Raw genomic sequence first — 16177 nt, forward strand, 5'->3', positions numbered from 1 at the left:
GTCAGGGTTCTTTTTCTTCTTTATCAACAGCGATATTAGTAAATTCTTTCAGCAGAGTACCCAGTTGCTGTAGTTTTTCCTGAGTAAAACGCTGCTCCAACACTTTATAACGGGCATCTACCGCTACACAGAAATCTTCATATAGTTTCTCGCCTACTGGCGTTAGCTTCAGAAACACCCTGCGCTGGTCGTTGGACGGTTTCAGGCGTACTACATAATTGAGCCTTTCCAGTCGTGTCAGGATACCGGTGAGGCTGGGGCGCAGAATGCATGCCTGTCTAGCCAGCTCCTGAAAGTCCATAATACCATTTTCTGCCAGTAAGCGGATAATACGCCATTGCTGATCTGTAATTCCGATATCGTTCAGCATGGGGCGGAAATGGGAAAGTAATGCTTCACGAGTCTGAATCAAAATGATGTTGAGGGATGAGTATTTAGATGTGTTTGCCATCTGTTTGCTCCAATCTTTCAGTATATCTAGTTCATATGGCGTATGAATAATGAACCAAGGTATAAGACATTGTTCAGGAATTTTACAGAAGATTATTATAAAATTGAATAATTATGTGTAAATCAAATACAAAATAAAGACATTGTAGTTGTTTAATGAATTGTTTAATAATTAAATATTCTGATTTTGAAATTATGCACTATTCACAACAGCTATGAAGAAGCCACCAGATTTACAGTATAAGCACATTGTGGCGGATACCCATTTATGCTAATTATGCTGCCGGACTGGTGGCTATCGTAAGAATATAAATAATTTAATTAACGATATTTTTGCAATTGTAAGTGGATTTTGGCCATTCTGTCCTGCAATTGCGCCAGCTCACTGCGGTCTTTTTCAACCAGATGTGCCGGTGCCTTATCGGTATAGCCAGGTTTGGCCAGTTTGGCAGCTATCTTGTCGATGTTTTTCTGAAGTTTTTCAGCTTCTTTTTGCAGGCGTGCTGTTTCAGCTGCTTTATCGACTTCCACTTTCAGCATGAGGCGTGCGCCCTGACACACTGCTACGGGTGCATCGTCACTTTCTGGCAGATGTGCCACCTGTGTGGCTTCACTCAGACGTGCCATCAGTGGCAAATAGGGCAGTAACGTGCTTAAATCAGCGGCACTCTCCAGCAACAATGGAACTTTTACACTCATCGCCAGCCCCATTTCGCCGCGTAGATTGCGAACGGAATTAACCAGTTCCTGCAAATAATGCATCTGGTCTACAGCTTCGCTCTTAATCAAGCTACTGTCAGGTTGTGGCCAATCTGCCAGCATAATGCTGTCGGTGTTTTTAGCATTAGCCAATGGTGCGATGGTTTGCCATAGCTCTTCTGTAATAAACGGCATAATCGGATGCAATAAGCGCAATACTGTTTCCAGTACCCGTACCAGTGTGCGTCGTGTAGCACGCTGTTGTGCTTCGTCACCGCGCTGAAGCTGGGTTTTAGCTAGCTCCACGTACCAGTCGCAGTATTCATTCCAGATAAATTCATATAAAGTCTGTGCCGCCATGTCGAAGCGATATGTATCTAGTTCCTCGCTAATGGCAGAAATGGTTTGTTGCAAACGAGTCAGCAACCATTTATCCACAAAACTGTAGCTTAACGGCAGACTTTCATCCTGTCCGCAGTCGTGGTTTTCAATATTCATTAGCACAAAGCGGCTGGCATTCCACAATTTATTGCAGAAATTGCGATAGCCTTCAGCGCGTTTGAAATCAAAGTTGATACTGCGGCCAAGACTAGCATAGCTTGCCATGGTAAAGCGCAGTGCGTCGGCACCAAATACCGGTATGCCGTCTGGAAACAGCTTTTGAGTCGCTTTAATGACCTGAGGTGCTTTTTCCGGCCGGCGTAAACCAGTAGTGCGTTTCACGAGCAGGTTTTCCAAATCGATACCATCAATCAAATCCACCGGATCAATGACATTGCCTTCGGATTTGGACATTTTCTTGCCTTCATTGTCGCGCACGATACCGTGAATATACACATCGTGAAACGGCACTTTACCGGTAAAGTGAGTAGTCATCATAATCATGCGTGCTACCCAGAAGAAAATGATTTCATAGCCGGTTACCAGCACCTGAGAGGGCAAGAATGCCTTTAATTCAGGTGTGTCTTCCGGCCAGCCCAGCGTAGAGAAAGGCACCAGTGCAGAAGAAAACCATGTATCCAGCACATCTTCATCACGTGTTAATACCGCATCCGTACCGGCCTGTGCCTGTGCTTCGGCGGCATTGCGTGCCACATACACGTGGCCGTTCTGGTCATACCATGCCGGTATCTGATGTCCCCACCATAGTTGGCGTGAGATACACCAATCCTGAATGTTATTCATCCATTGGTTATAGGTGTTGACCCAGTTTTCTGGAATAAAGCGTATTTGTCCGCTTTCCACTGCATGAATACATTTTTCGGTTAAGGATTTGCCTTTAAATTCCGATTCTGGTTCTGGATGCGCTACATCGTTGTTGGCGCTACGCGTCATGGCCACAAACCATTGGTTGGTCAGCATCGGTTCAATCACACTGCCAGTGCGGTCACCCTTAGGCGTCATCAGTTTGTGTTCTTCAACCTTAAGAAGTAGACCTTCTGCTTCCAAGTCGGCCACCATTTGTTTGCGCGCAGCAAAGCGGTCTAGGCCAGCATATTGCGACGGCAGGTTGATGCCAGCCTGTGCCTGCCCTTGAAAATCAAATACTTCTGCTTGTGACAGAATTTTCGCGTCCAGACTGAGGACATTAATCAGTGCCGTATGATGGCGTTTACCTACTTCATAGTCATTGAAGTCGTGTGCTGGTGTGATTTTCACACAGCCGGTACCAAATTCTTTATCCACATATTCATCGGCAATCACTGGAATAGTACGGCCGGATAAAGGCAATATCAGTTGTTTCCCGATAAAGCCAGCATAGCGTTCATCGTCAGGATGGACGGCTACTGCTACATCACCAAGCAAAGTTTCTGGGCGGGTAGTGGCCACAATCAAGCCATTATCTGGATCATCAGCCAGCGGATAACGGATGTGCCACATATGGCCGTTTTCTTCAATATTTTCCACTTCCAAATCAGATACCGCAGTACCCAATACTGGATCCCAGTTCACCAGCCGTTTACCACGGTAAATCAGCCCCTGCTCAAACAGCCGTACAAATACTTCGGTCACGACTTTTGCACGCTCATCATCCATGGTGAAATACTCACGGCTCCAGTCTACAGAACATCCTACACGGCGCATTTGTTCGGCCATGGTACCGCCGGAAAATTTTTTCCAGTCCCATATTTTGGCGATAAATGCTTCTCGACCCAACTCATGACGGGAAATATTTTCCACAGCCAGCTGTCGTTCCACCACTATTTGCGTTGCAATACCAGCATGGTCTGAGCCAGGAATCCAGCACACATTTTCACCTTTCATGCGGTGATAACGGGTGAGTCCGTCCATAATGGTCTGGTTGAATGCATGCCCCATATGCAGCGTACCAGTTACGTTCGGCGGAGGGAGCTGAATAGAGAACGACGGTTTGCTTAAATCCATTGACGGGGCAAAATAGCCGCGTTCTTCCCATTGCTGATACAAGCGGGTTTCAATTTCACTGGGAGAATATTGGGTGTTTAACATGGTTAATGAGTAGCAAAAAATCAAAAAATAAGAGTCTGATTATAACCCATGCGTTGATGCATGGTTTAAGACGATGCACTTTTATCAGATTGTGAACAGAAACAATTAGCTTCTAAATTTTAATAGAATAATATTTAGCCATATGCTTCGTTACTTCGATAAGCTTTTCTAACTAGGACAGTATGCCTTACAAGCCTATGCGCTGGATACAGGCTGGCCAGCACAATTAAAGCAGCAAGCAAAAAGGTATTTTAGTGTCAAAATATTCATCTGATGCTGACATCAGTTAAAATATCAATACAGCCTTAATAAATTGTTTTTTATGGCATATGTGCCAGCATAAAGCCGACATAGCTGGGAAGGAAATTAAGTTTGTGGTTAAAAATAAATTTTGTTGAACATTGTACCGGAAAAGGGGACATATTTTGGCTGAGAAGAGGTAGGAACATATATCTGTGCATGTAGCTTATAGTATGTCGTAATTGTGGGCTCGTTGCTTTCTGGTACTGTTGATAACATGTTATTTCTATTTTTTTTGTCATTCTAGAGATAGTGGCAGAACTAAGTTGAAACCATGTTTATAGTTGTTTTAGTTTAAGAATGGTACAAGCAGTAATTAAATTAATTCTATTAATGTCTAAAGTATAACAGCTTAAGGTGTGAACATAAGGAGTAATATTTTCCTAGTGTATTAATTGGCTTGTGAAGTAGCCATAGTGCAAATGGCTTAGAATAGATAATTAAAATCTGGAAATAGCTAAAAACAAAAATTTATGTCTGAATCTAAGTATAAATAATTCCCCCTGAATAATAGTGATTTACAGGCATATTCAGGGGAAAGTTTTTAAAGGGTGATTAATTAATGTGTCCGTTTATCTGAGGATAATCAGCGGTAATAATCATGTCTGTTACTGCCATCGAAAGCAGCCTGATTTCAGGCAACATTTCCTAAAAGCTGCGGCCAGAACCGCACGGGCAACGGTCATTGCGCCCGAGCTTTTCATGCAGAACTTTATCGCCATGCACAATCCGCACCAGACCACGCTTTACACTGGTTTCAGACGGGTAGCCTTTGCGGCGTTTGCTGGTTGGCTCAAAAAAAGCCTTTATCATTAAATTTACGCATCATTGTACTCCTTATTTTATATTGAAGTAATCAAGACAAATTTATTTGTCATGATTATTTTAGATTAAATGCACAATAATGTACAGTGTCAGATAAAAAAACTGCCTGAATTAAAATTCAGGCAGTGCGTTAGGAGGAGAAATTATTGCGGCATAATACCTTTCATGCCTTTAGCCAGGCGCATTAGCTTGCCCATGCCGCCTTTGGTAAATGATTTCATCATTTTCTGCGATTGTTCAAACTGGCGAAGCATTTTATTCACTTCCTGCACACTGACACCGGAGCCATTGGCAATACGGCGTTTGCGGCTGGCCTTAATCAACTGAGGGTTGGCACGCTCTTTGGCCGTCATCGAATTAATAATTGCCTCCACCCGACCCATGGCTTTTTCAGCGGTGCCTTCTGGAACCTGCTTGGCCATTTGTCCCATGTCACCTGGCAGTTTGGACATAATCGATTCAATACCGCCCATTTTGCGCATCTGCTGAATCTGTGCTTTAAAGTCATTCAAGTCAAAACCTTTGCCTTTGTGCAGCTTTTTTGCCATCTGCTGCGCGGTTTTTTCATCAATGCCTTTCTGCACGTCTTCAATCAAAGACAGTACATCACCCATCCCCAGAATGCGCGAGGCTAGGCGGTCAGGATAGAATGGTTCAAGACCATTGATTTTTTCGCCTACACCGATAAATTTAATCGGCTTACCGGTTACATGGCGTACCGACAGCGCCGCACCGCCACGGGCATCACCGTCCATTTTGGTTAACACTACACCAGTCAGGGGTAGAGTATCATTAAATGCCTGAGCCGTATTTACCGCGTCCTGACCCTGCATGGCATCAACCACAAACAAAGTTTCCACCGGATGAATTGCGGCATGAATCTGTTGGATTTCATCCATCATTTTCTGGTCGATAGCCAGCCGGCCGGCGGTATCCACCATCAGCACATCATAAAAATGCTTTTTAGCGTGATCCAATGCATTCAAGGCTATGTTTACTGGTTGTTCACCTTCGTGTGACGGAAAAAAGTCCACTTCAACCTGCTGAGCCAGTAATTTTAATTGCTCAATCGCAGCTGGCCGGTACACGTCTGCAGAAACTACCAGCACTTTTTTCTTCTGGTCATTTTTCAGCAAGCGTGCCAGCTTACCGACAGTGGTGGTTTTACCGGCCCCCTGTAAACCGGCCATCAGAATTACTGCCGGAGGCACTGCTGCCAGATTCAGACTACTGTTCTGTGTGCCCATCAGCTCGGTGAGCGCATCATTTACCACCCCGATAAATGCTTGTCCGGGTGTCAGGCTGCCAATGACTTCTTGGCCCACCGCACGTTCTTTTACTGAAGCCATAAATGTTTTTACAACTGGCAGGGCAACATCGGCTTCTAATAATGCCATGCGTACTTCACGCAAAGCATCTTTGATATTGTCTTCACTCAAACGCGCTTGTCCGCGCAGGGTTTTCGCAATTTTACTAAAGCGATCTGATAGATTATCTAACATCGGAACCATCTCCGGCTAATTGTAAGCAGCCTGTATCTGTCGGGTGAAAATTGCCAGTTTCTGGTCAATTCACACAGTAAATGGGTAGGATAAGAAGCAATTTGGTTATAAAATGGCAACCTGTTGTGATGCCTGCCCAGTTTCTGAGCAGGCATCACAATAAATAAATGCCTATTTTACACTACGCGCGCCAAATTTTGGCGCGCTATTGCTGCGGAAAAATCATGAGCTTATTGCTGCTGGTGCTTATTTTTGCCTATGCCGCACTTTCGGTGCTGGCCTGGCGGTGTTGGCAACGTCATACTGCTGTGCCCTATCCGTTGCGAGGTGAGCAGCTCTTATTGCTGTCAGTATTGCTGCTGCATACTTTTACAGTATGGCAGCCAATGTTGCAGCAACGGGTACTGTTGGTGGGATTTGGTCACGCACTCAATCTGATTACCTGGTTAATGGTGCTGCTGTATTGGGTGGGTAGTTTTCGCTATCGTTTACAGGGATTGCAGCTGGCGCTGTTTCCTTGTTCGGCAGCGGTGCTGCTGTTGGCCTGGCTGCTGCCTGGTCAGCCTACCGCTTATCCCATGCATAATAGCGCATTCATGATACATGTTTTGTCGGCATTGTTGGCGTATGCCCTATTTGGCATCACCACATTGCTGGCGGTGCTGATGCTGGTGCGTAACCATTATCTGCATCGACGCAAAACAGTACCTCAGCAATCTTTTCTGCCGCCATTGCTGTCCATTGAGAAATTAATGTTTCAGGGTCTGCAAGCAGGATTTGTGCTGCTGACTATTGCGGCAGTTAGTGGCACGGTGTTTTCCGAGGCCGTGTTTGGCGAGCCGGCACGCTTAACCCATAAAACGGTGTTTGGCGTGCTGTCGTGGCTAATCTATTTGGTTATCCTGCTCCGACACCATACACAGGCTTGGCGCGGAAAAAAAGTGGCATGGTGGGTCATTGTGTCATTTGTCAGCCTAATGCTGGCTTATTTTGGCAGCAAGTTTGTGCTGGAAATTTTGTTTTAGTCTTTTTGTTTTAACTAGTAACACCCTGATTTGTAACCATAGGATATTTGAATGAGTGACTTACAATCGTCAGTTGACAGCCATAAGAAGAGCGCAGCTGAACAACGTTTAGCCACACCTGAAGGACGACGGGAATTTATTAAGGCAACACTTTCCTGCTGGCTTGGTACCACCATGGAATATGTGGATTTTGCTTTATACGGCCTCGCCGCAGGCCTAGTATTTGGAGATGTGTTTTTCCCAGAATTAACCCAGACAATTGCTTTGCTTTCAAGTTTTGCCACTTATTCAGTAGGCTTTATTGCACGCCCAATTGGTGCCGTTTTCTTCGGGCGCATGGGTGACCGCAAAGGAAGAAAATTTGTACTGGTCACCACCATCGCTCTGATGGGCATTTCCACCACTCTGATTGGTTTTATTCCCAGCTATGCCACTATCGGACTATGGGCACCTCTGATGCTGGTGATATTGCGTTTTGTGCAAGGCTTTGGTGCCGGTGCTGAGCTTTCTGGTGCTACAGTTATGCTCGGAGAATATGCTCCGCCCAGACACCGCGGCCTGATTGCGTCTATTATTGGCATTGGTTCCAACAGTGGCACATTGGTGGCTTCTGCGGTATGGTTATTGGTGTTAATGCTTGATCCAGAAGATGTGAATAGCTGGGGCTGGCGTATTCCGTTTATTCTCAGTGCCCTGATTGCGGTTGCTGCCACACTTATCCGCCGCCATGTACGCGAAACACCCGTGTTTGAGCAGGAACAGAACGAATCAAAACAATCTGATTCACAAACTACTAATGCCAAACCGGCACCAGCTGCCAAAACTTCATTCCTGGCACGTAATAAAGCATTTTTTGTAATGCTAGGCTTGCGAATCGGCGAAAATGGCCCATCTTACCTCGCGCAAGGTTTCGTAATCGGCTATGTAGTTAAAATTCTGCATGTGAATAAAACTGTGGCTACCACTGCGGTATTTGTCGCCTCATTGCTAGGATTCTTTGTGATTCCTTTTGCTGGTTGGTTGTCTGACCGCTACGGACGCCGTATCGTTTATCGCTGGTTCTGCTTTCTGCTGATGCTGTATGCCGTGCCAGCTTATATGTTTTTGGAAACGCGGGATCCTTTTATCGTAGCTAGCATTATTGTTGTGGGTATGTGTCTGGCTTCATTGGGTATTTTTGGTGTGCAGGCAGCCTATGGCGTAGAATTGTTTGGCGTGCGCAACCGCTATTCCAAAATGGCATTGGCCAAAGAACTGGGTGGCATTCTATCTGGCGGTACCGCAGCCTTAGTTGCTTCAGCCTTGTTTGATCATTATAAAACTTGGTGGCCGATTGCCATATACTTTGTTTTAATGGCTGGTATTGGCTTTATCACTACATTCTTCGCTCCTGAAACTCGTGGTCGCGATCTGAATGCAGTGGAAGACGCCATTTAGAGCTTATACAATCTGATTGAAACATCTATAACGGAGTCAGAGCTACTGACTCCGTTGCAATTGAGGCATAGGTAATCCTTATGAAGCGTATCGTGATTGACTGTGATCCGGGTAATGGCATTGCAGGCGCAAATGTAGATGATGGTCTGGCATTGGCACTGGCACTGGCTGCAGACTCAATCAAACTCGAACTCATTACCATCGTAGCCGGTAATACTCCGCGCGACACCGGCTATCAGGTCGCTCGCCAACTGATGCAGGAACTAAATCAGAGTATTCCTGTCGTTAAAGGTGCCGCACAGGCACTGATAGAGCCTGCTGCTCCTTGGCGCGAACAGCTGGATAATAATGTACGTAAACAAGGATTGCTGTCACTGTGGGATAGTTTACCTCCGGTACTGCCACTCAATGATAACAGTGCACCACATGCAGCACAGGCGATTGGCGAGCTAGTGTGCAGCAATCCTGGTGAAATTACTGTGGTGGCAATCGGTCCGTTAACCAATATCGCTCACACAATTCAGCTTTATCCCGATTTTGCTCGTTCTGTGGCCGAAATTGTTATCATGGGTGGTGTTTTTAAAGTAGAAGGCTATTTGAAAGATACCAATTTTGCCGTTGATCCTGAAGCCGCCAAAATTGTGATTGAAAGTGGAGCCAATATCACCCTGGCACCACTGGATGCCACCACACAGACTATGCTCACACATCAGGATCTGGATAGGCTAGAAAAATTTGCTAATCCGCTTACTGACTTTATCGTCCGCACCTCACGTCCGTGGATGGACTATTCCATTCAAACTCGCCATCTGGCTGGTTGCTGGATTCACGACGTATTATGCGTTGCTAAACTGATAGACAGTAATGTTGCTACCTCGTCACCTTATATTGTAGATGTATCCACCACCCGCGACTGTACCCGTGCCAGCAGCCGGCGCTGGAAAGAAGGCACACTGCGACTCACTGTAGGCATGCCTGAAGTGAAACATAGTCCAATCAATGTAATGGAACACGTCGATAACCAGCGTTTACTGGAGATAATTTTCAACGCATTGGGTCAGTTCCGCTGCTGAAAAGCAAAGACAAGCCATACCAGTAGCTTAAAATTTTCATAAAGTCATTAATCACAATAAATCGGTTCTAATTAACCTGCCGTTGCCAGAACGCTAAATTGCAGTACAGATATTGCAATTGTTTAAGCGTATCGTTAGGATAAACGCGTAATACAAGAGAAATCAGCAGGTATTTATTGTGAACGTAATCATTACACATTATTCTTTTCCTGTTTTGTTGCGACACAAAACAGGAGAGTAGTATGTTAACCAAAATCAGCCAGAAGCTGCCTGAGTTATCAGCGGCTGAAAAACGCGTAGCCGAATGCGTACTGGCACAAACCAAATGGTTTGTGCATGCAGCCGTGGCTAATATTGCTAAAGAAGCACGTGTCAGCCAGCCTACCGTCATCCGTTTTTGCCGCAGCATGGGTTACAGCGGTCTACCCGAATTCAAGCTTAATCTCTCTGCTAGCATTGGCCACGAAGGCATGCCTTATGTGCATGAAGAACTCAACAGCACTGATTCCATGCAGGATGTGCTGAACAAGGTTATTGCCAATACGGCTGCTACTGTGCTCGGTAGCCGCAAATCTCTGAACGCTTCCGAACTGGATACCGCTGTCAGAATGATGGCTACAGCACGGCGCATCGAATTTTATGGTGCTGGCAATTCCGGTATCGTGGCTATGGATGCACAGCACAAATTGTTTCGCTTTGGTCTTTCCACCGTGGCGTATACCGACAGTCATGTACAACTGATGGCAGCTGCGGTATTGTCACCGCAGGATGTGCTGGTGGTGATTTCCCATTCCGGTTCTTCACGTGATTTATTAGACGCCATTAAAATTGCCAAAGGCAATGGTGCCCGAATTATCGGCCTTACCCGTGCCGGTTCACCGGTAGCGCAGGTCTGCGACTGCGTTATAAGCGTGGTTACTCCTGAAGACAGTGAAAAATACACTCCCATGATTTCACGCCTGTTGCAGCTAATGGTTATCGACATGCTCACCATCGGGCTGGCATTACATCTGGGTGAGAACGTTAGTGAAATGCTGGCCAAAACCAAAGCCGGCGTTAAGCTGAAATTTCTGCAACACTGATGACAATAGTGGCATAAGTACCCGTCTGATTTATCTGAAGCATTACAACAATTAACCGAATTGAAGCAGCTTCAGGTATGATTCAACCTCAAAATCTTTGGTAATCCTGCTATTCAAACCGAAACTAAACTGGCTGCACGATACAGCCACTTGGATTATAGCCGGATTAAAAACTTAAATTGGTCGCCATGGAATAAGCGCAAGTGAGTAATAAAACCCGACAAATCAAACGTCAAGCCGAACAACAATCTGCCAAAAAAAACACTACTGCAACAGCCGCTGAGCAAAAACGAGGTTCTGCTGTACTGGTAGGCATAGTAGGTGCCTGTCTGCTGGCTGGTGGTCTTTATATTGGGGGCTGGTTTAATCTGGTAACACCAGCACAAATTCAGCGGTGCGAAACTGAAGTGAGACAAACTTATCCACAGTTAGCTGACCAGCAGGCTTTGCTGCCCAAATGTAATAACCGCCATATGATTGAAGGTATGAGTAGTCCGGCTAGCCAGAAACTGAGTGCCAAACAAGTATTAGACAGTCTGGACGTAGGCAAAACTGTTGATCTGGTTTCTATGTTTATCGGAGGTGCGCTGATTGGAGCCGCCATCGCCGCCTTTGCTGCCAGCTACCGCATTTTTCAGCGCAAGCGTGGCAAAAGCGTTGACTGACACAGCTTAATTTATTTCAATCCAGCATGTAAATTCTTACTGAGCTAAATAAATATTGTATCATTAACCATTATTTACCAATTATTCTAAAATGCAGACATGAGTAAAAAACTTATCCGAACATGGTTTACCGCTGTAGTTTTCCTGTTGTTCAGCCTGAATGCCTATGCACAGAAACCTTTTCATCTGCAAAACGGCGACCTGATATTTATAGAAGAATGTGATGGCGGTATGAATAGCGCCATCAAAGCGGCTACAAGTGGGCTTGATGGCTATAACTTTACCCATGTTGGCATCGTCTGGCAGAAAAAAAATGGTCAGAATAGCATCATTGAGGCCACTCCGCCTAAAGTCAGAATTACACCAGTGCAAACCTATTTGCATCCGAAAAATCAACAATGTGTACCGCGTGCTGTGGTTGGCCGCCTTAAAGCCCAATATCAGCCTTTGATACCAGCTGCCATTACATCGGCCAGACAGAAAGTGGGCAAACCGTACGATAATGCCTTTAATATTCACAACGACCAATATTACTGCTCCGAATTAATCTATCAGATTTTCAAAGAAGCCAATCATGGTAAAGAAGTATTTCCATTGCGCGCCATGACCTTCAAATCTAAGGAGACCGGCGAATTTCCAGTTTACTGGGTAGAACATTTCAAAAAAATGGGTATTCCTATTCCTGAAGGAGAACAAGGAAACAACCCCGGAGATATGTCTCGTTCAGATTTAATTGACATTGTGCATTTTTATCAGTAATTAACGTATAAAACAGGACTTCTTTATTCTGCCTATCTGGCAAATTGGATAAAAAGTCCTGATATAAAAGCAGCTATTTATATTGTAATCATTAACTCACTGTATTCTATTTAGTCCGTTTAAATAAAACACAGCTCTTGCTTTTAAAAAATCCAGTAGAGAAAAAATGTAATCTCTCTAATCAATTTAAGAGAGATTTGTTTTCCAATTGATGAAAATAATTATTAATTTATATGATATTGTCTCGGATTTTCCGATATTAGATAATCGATAAAGTGGAAATAAATTTTGCAACAGTTTCTTAGGCTAAATAACGGCTAAAACTTGCCAAATAGAAGCTATGGGTATTAGTTTTGAATGAAGGCAAATCGAGAGCTAAATCATAGCTTACTATCAGTATCATTACTGACTTGGTGCTAAATATTTTGTTTTGACCCAAATAATAAAAATAGTTAATTAGTCATTCAAAAAATAAACTAAAAATTTTTCGCCGCATGAGCAAGGAGCTTGGGCTAACCTAATACCAGTTTTACTGGCATAGCAACGCTGTTGAGCCTCAAGCATTTTAAGCTATTTTTTTATTATTTCACTGTTGAATATACTTAGATTATTATTGAATAAGCTTACATTTCTCAATTATAATGTTGCTTTCATTATTATCTGTAAAGATATGCTATTTACTGTTCTGAAATCGGTTTTTGGCGTGAATAAAAATATATTCTGTCTCTAATTTATTGTGTTAAATCGGAATTTTTGATAAGTGTCTACAGCTAGCGTACCCTCACCAGTACAGGAAATCAAAAGGGGGCTTATTACCGCTCTGCCTCTTATGCTCAGCTTTATTCCATTCGCAATGGTATTGGGTGCACAGGCTATCCAAAAGGGCATGAGTACAGGCGAAATATCACTGCTTACTGCTCTGAACTTTGCTGGTGGTTCTGAATTCGTTGCCGTAAATTTATGGACATCCCCGCCGCATATGCTCCTCATTGCTCTGATGACTTTACTCGTCAATAGCCGTCATATTCTTATGAGTGCAGCACTTACCCCTTACCTAAGCGCATTGAGTAAACGTAAAGTACTTGCCTCCCTCTTTTTTATGTGTGATGAAAGCTGGGCACTGACTTTTACCGATATTAGAAAATCTCCAGCGCAGACATTCAGTTATTACTTTTTTCTTGGTAGTGGCGTTGGCCTCTATCTGTCCTGGGTGGGTTTCACTACCTTAGGTGCTCTGATAGGACCGCTTATTGGAGATGTCTCCCATTATGGTTTTGATATGGCCTTTGTAGCCGTCTTTCTGGTGTTAATCAAGGGTATGTGGAAAGGGATTAAAGCTGCTATCCCATGGATAGTAAGTTTGTTAGTAGCTATTGTTACTTACAATTTGCTGCCAGGTGCTTGGTATGTGTTGCTGGGTACACTGGCAGGTCTGGCACTGGCATTTATTATGGCGGCGTATGATTGATTTATCGGCTTTCTTTACCATTCTTGCCATGGCGGTGGTAACTTACATAACAAGGATCAGTGGCTATCTGTTACTACGTAGACGTAAACTTAGTCCCCGTCTCACTCGCGTACTGGAATCCATTCCTGGCTGTGTACTGATCGCGGTGATTGCACCGGCTTTTGCTACAACTCAGCCAGCCAATCTATTAGCAGTAATCATCACCCTACTGCTGGCGTGGCGATTTTCTCTATTGCCCACCGTTATTTTAAGTGTCGGCATTACTGCTGTATTGCGCCATTTACTGCTTTATTAAATCAGACTGTTTCATCCGATAATCGCCCTATATTGGATAAAATTATATTTCTATAAATAAAAAATAATGTAAAAACAATTTGTTTGTTCATATCATTCAGTTGCCCCAATCAGAATAAATAAATCAATTCCTGATAAGAAATGCTGAGTAACCAGCACTTAAACACACTGTTTTTCCGGCAAATTAAAATTGTTTTTAGTTGTTAATTATTGTTTTACAAATAATAAAATTATTTTTAACCATCATTTAAATTAAACTTGTATTCGCCGCAAGGGGTGGGAATACTGTTTTTTTTCCGTTAACATGGTAATAGATGTTGTTTCGCAATTCATAATTTAATTACAGAATGATAAAGGAACTAAAATGAGCAATGCATTGATTGAAGCCATTGAAAAACGTCGTACCCAATATGCACTTGGCAAGAATATTACTCAGGAGCAGGAAGAAATCACAGCATTGGTAGAACAAGCTGTAAAGCTGTCACCATCTGCTTTTAATTCACAAAGTTCACGCGTTGTGATTCTATTTAATCAGCAAAGTGAAAAGTTTTGGCATATCGTTATGAATGAATTGCGTGCCATCGTACCTACCGACAAATTTGCGCCTACCGAAGCCAAAATCAACGGCTTTGCCGCAGGTATTGGTACCATATTGTTTTACGAAGATCAGCAAACCATTGCCGGCCTGCAACAGCAATATCCGAGTTATGCTGAGCAGTTCCCGATTTGGTCAGAGCAGGGAAGCGGTATAGCTCAGTTTGCGGTATGGACAGCACTAGCCAATGCCGGAATCGGTGCCAGCCTGCAACATTATAACCCGTTGCCAGATGCAGCTGCCGCCAAAGAATGGCAAATACCCGATAGTTGGAAACTACGCGCAATGATGCCTTTTGGTTCCAATGAAGCACCTTTCCCTGAGAAAACCTTTATAGACGATACCGAACGCTTCAAAGTTTTTTATTAAATAAAATGCTAAATATTTGCCGTGAATGAAAAGAGAAATTATCCGGCCGGATTGATTATCAATCCGGCTTTCTTTTAATGAGTGACAGAGATGCAATATCTTATTTAATTATTCAGAAAAATAGCTTAACTTTCTCAAAAAATGCGATAAGCAGCAAAATATGTGTAAGTTATTTCAAAATATTGATTCTAAACAAAAATATTATTTTTTTACTAATTAAAAACCTTTAATTTATATTGGTATTTATATTATTTAAATAAAAATACCAAATAAATACATAAAATAGCAATTTATCATTAATAAGTATTGATAATCGCAATAAAATGCTAATATAGAGTTTATTAATTTTTAATGTATACTGATTTAGGAATATATTCAATATCAGTAATTTTATTTTATATTTATCTTAAAATCAATTAGATATATCATAATAATGATATTTTTTTGTACCTAAATTTCTTAAAATATAAACACTATTTTTCTTGATATGATGTTCCATTTCATTATCTGATAATAATCAACTCAGTTGTAATTATCGCAATCTAACTTTAGAATTAACCAACTTTAACATTCAATAAGCATTAAATGAAATGCGTTTAAAAAAAATTGTCGTGCTGGTATGGCTGCTGAGCAATGGAATGGCAACTGCTTACGCCTCGCCGGTAACAGAAGTAACTTCCCAGCTAGACCGTCAGCAGCAACAGCAAATCATTCGCGAACAGCAGCGTCAGCAGCAGTTTCAACAGCAAATGCAGCCCGAAGTAAATATTCGTTTACAGCCACAAGAAGAAAACCCAACACAGACAGACAAACTGAATACCAACGAAACCCCGTGTTTTGCCATCAACAGCATCACCCTGACAGGAGAAGAAGCCAGCCGATTCCAGTTTGCCCTAAAAAAAGCACAGCGCCAGAGCCAGTTTACCGCAGGCATGTGCCTAGGCAGCAAAGCCATCAACCAGNCACCACCACCCGTATTTTAGCCACACCACAGGATCTTACCAGCGGCACCTTACAGCTCAGCGTCATTCCGGGGCGAATCCATACCATTCGTTACAACCTGGATAATGCAGCAACCACCCATGTAGAGCGTATTCGCCGCATCCAGAACGAATTTCCAGCCAGAGCCGGAGATATCCTGAATCTGCGGCAGCTAGAGCAGGGA

The 16177-nt window shown here is 43.3% G+C and carries 14 protein-coding genes; 10 read left to right on the forward strand and 4 right to left on the reverse strand.

All coding sequences use genetic code 11. The features are described 5' to 3' along the window. Position 1: 1 nt before the first annotated feature. The 4 genes from hpaR to ffh all read right to left on the reverse strand — a co-directional run bounded on the left by hpaR (position 2) and on the right by ffh (position 6245). Complete coding sequence (gene hpaR, locus J3U75_RS08875) at positions 2–451, reverse strand: homoprotocatechuate degradation operon regulator HpaR (RefSeq protein ID WP_100140701.1); 450 nt, start codon at positions 449–451, stop codon at positions 2–4. A gap of 320 nt (positions 452–771) precedes the next feature. Continuing rightward, on the reverse strand, positions 772–3618 hold the full coding sequence (locus J3U75_RS08880) for a valine--tRNA ligase (protein ID WP_267391599.1): 2847 nt from the start codon (positions 3616–3618) through the stop codon (positions 772–774). Between the two features lie 948 nt (positions 3619–4566). Continuing rightward, entirely contained in the window at positions 4567–4731 is a 165-nt protein-coding gene (locus J3U75_RS08885; protein WP_100140699.1) for an SEC-C metal-binding domain-containing protein, read from the reverse strand. A gap of 155 nt (positions 4732–4886) precedes the next feature. Continuing rightward, on the reverse strand, positions 4887–6245 hold the full coding sequence (gene ffh / locus J3U75_RS08890) for a signal recognition particle protein (protein ID WP_100151858.1): 1359 nt from the start codon (positions 6243–6245) through the stop codon (positions 4887–4889). 224 nt (positions 6246–6469) lie between these two features. Between ffh and J3U75_RS08895 the strand changes: the two genes are divergently transcribed. The 10 genes from J3U75_RS08895 to J3U75_RS08940 form a co-directional block, all read left to right on the forward strand. Next, positions 6470–7270, forward strand: coding sequence for a cytochrome C assembly family protein (locus J3U75_RS08895; RefSeq protein ID WP_100140783.1), 801 nt, complete (start codon positions 6470–6472; stop codon positions 7268–7270). A 51-nt stretch (positions 7271–7321) separates the two neighbouring features. Continuing rightward, complete coding sequence (locus tag J3U75_RS08900; RefSeq protein ID WP_100156567.1) at positions 7322–8707, forward strand: MFS transporter; 1386 nt, start codon at positions 7322–7324, stop codon at positions 8705–8707. 80 nt (positions 8708–8787) lie between these two features. Further along, on the forward strand, positions 8788–9780 hold the full coding sequence (locus tag J3U75_RS08905) for a nucleoside hydrolase (protein ID WP_267391601.1): 993 nt from the start codon (positions 8788–8790) through the stop codon (positions 9778–9780). A gap of 242 nt (positions 9781–10022) precedes the next feature. Continuing rightward, positions 10023–10862, forward strand: coding sequence for a MurR/RpiR family transcriptional regulator (locus J3U75_RS08910; RefSeq protein WP_100140695.1), 840 nt, complete (start codon positions 10023–10025; stop codon positions 10860–10862). 203 nt (positions 10863–11065) lie between these two features. Next, positions 11066–11527, forward strand: a complete 462-nt coding sequence (locus tag J3U75_RS08915; protein ID WP_267391604.1) for a hypothetical protein — start codon at positions 11066–11068, stop codon at positions 11525–11527. A 99-nt stretch (positions 11528–11626) separates the two neighbouring features. Continuing rightward, on the forward strand, positions 11627–12286 hold the full coding sequence (locus tag J3U75_RS08920; RefSeq protein ID WP_267391606.1) for a YiiX/YebB-like N1pC/P60 family cysteine hydrolase: 660 nt from the start codon (positions 11627–11629) through the stop codon (positions 12284–12286). A gap of 829 nt (positions 12287–13115) precedes the next feature. After that, positions 13116–13754, forward strand: a complete 639-nt coding sequence (locus J3U75_RS08925) for an AzlC family ABC transporter permease (RefSeq protein WP_416384699.1) — start codon at positions 13116–13118, stop codon at positions 13752–13754. Next, the gene (locus J3U75_RS08930; RefSeq protein ID WP_267391608.1) at positions 13747–14049 is read left to right on the forward strand and encodes an AzlD family protein; all 303 of its coding nucleotides are present in this window, start codon (positions 13747–13749) and stop codon (positions 14047–14049) included. Before J3U75_RS08925 ends, J3U75_RS08930 begins: the two co-directional genes overlap by 8 nt. Before the next feature lie 363 nt (positions 14050–14412). Then, on the forward strand, positions 14413–15012 hold the full coding sequence (locus J3U75_RS08935; RefSeq protein WP_267391609.1) for a nitroreductase family protein: 600 nt from the start codon (positions 14413–14415) through the stop codon (positions 15010–15012). A 934-nt stretch (positions 15013–15946) separates the two neighbouring features. Continuing rightward, on the forward strand, positions 15947–16177 hold a 231-nt coding region (locus tag J3U75_RS08940), incomplete at its 3' end, for a POTRA domain-containing protein (protein ID WP_267390010.1).

It is taken from the genome of Snodgrassella sp. B3088 (assembly GCF_026535815.1).
Taxonomy (GTDB): domain Bacteria; phylum Pseudomonadota; class Gammaproteobacteria; order Burkholderiales; family Neisseriaceae; genus Snodgrassella; species Snodgrassella alvi_E.

Excerpts from the sequence above, each read along its gene's own strand:
- J3U75_RS08885 (WP_100140699.1), bottom strand. The coding sequence starts at position 4,731 with ATGATAAAGGCTTTTTTTGAGCCAACCAGCAAACGCCGCAAAGGCTAC.
- J3U75_RS08920 (WP_267391606.1), top strand. The coding sequence starts at position 11,627 with ATGAGTAAAAAACTTATCCGAACATGGTTTACCGCTGTAGTTTTCCTG.
- ffh (WP_100151858.1), bottom strand. The coding sequence starts at position 6,245 with ATGTTAGATAATCTATCAGATCGCTTTAGTAAAATTGCGAAAACCCTG.
- J3U75_RS08935 (WP_267391609.1), top strand. The coding sequence starts at position 14,413 with ATGAGCAATGCATTGATTGAAGCCATTGAAAAACGTCGTACCCAATAT.
- J3U75_RS08895 (WP_100140783.1), top strand. The coding sequence starts at position 6,470 with ATGAGCTTATTGCTGCTGGTGCTTATTTTTGCCTATGCCGCACTTTCG.
- hpaR (WP_100140701.1), bottom strand. The coding sequence starts at position 451 with ATGGCAAACACATCTAAATACTCATCCCTCAACATCATTTTGATTCAG.
- J3U75_RS08930 (WP_267391608.1), top strand. The coding sequence starts at position 13,747 with ATGATTGATTTATCGGCTTTCTTTACCATTCTTGCCATGGCGGTGGTA.
- J3U75_RS08900 (WP_100156567.1), top strand. The coding sequence starts at position 7,322 with ATGAGTGACTTACAATCGTCAGTTGACAGCCATAAGAAGAGCGCAGCT.
- J3U75_RS08925 (WP_416384699.1), top strand. The coding sequence starts at position 13,116 with ATGCTCAGCTTTATTCCATTCGCAATGGTATTGGGTGCACAGGCTATC.
- J3U75_RS08880 (WP_267391599.1), bottom strand. The coding sequence starts at position 3,618 with ATGTTAAACACCCAATATTCTCCCAGTGAAATTGAAACCCGCTTGTAT.
- J3U75_RS08905 (WP_267391601.1), top strand. The coding sequence starts at position 8,788 with ATGAAGCGTATCGTGATTGACTGTGATCCGGGTAATGGCATTGCAGGC.
- J3U75_RS08910 (WP_100140695.1), top strand. The coding sequence starts at position 10,023 with ATGTTAACCAAAATCAGCCAGAAGCTGCCTGAGTTATCAGCGGCTGAA.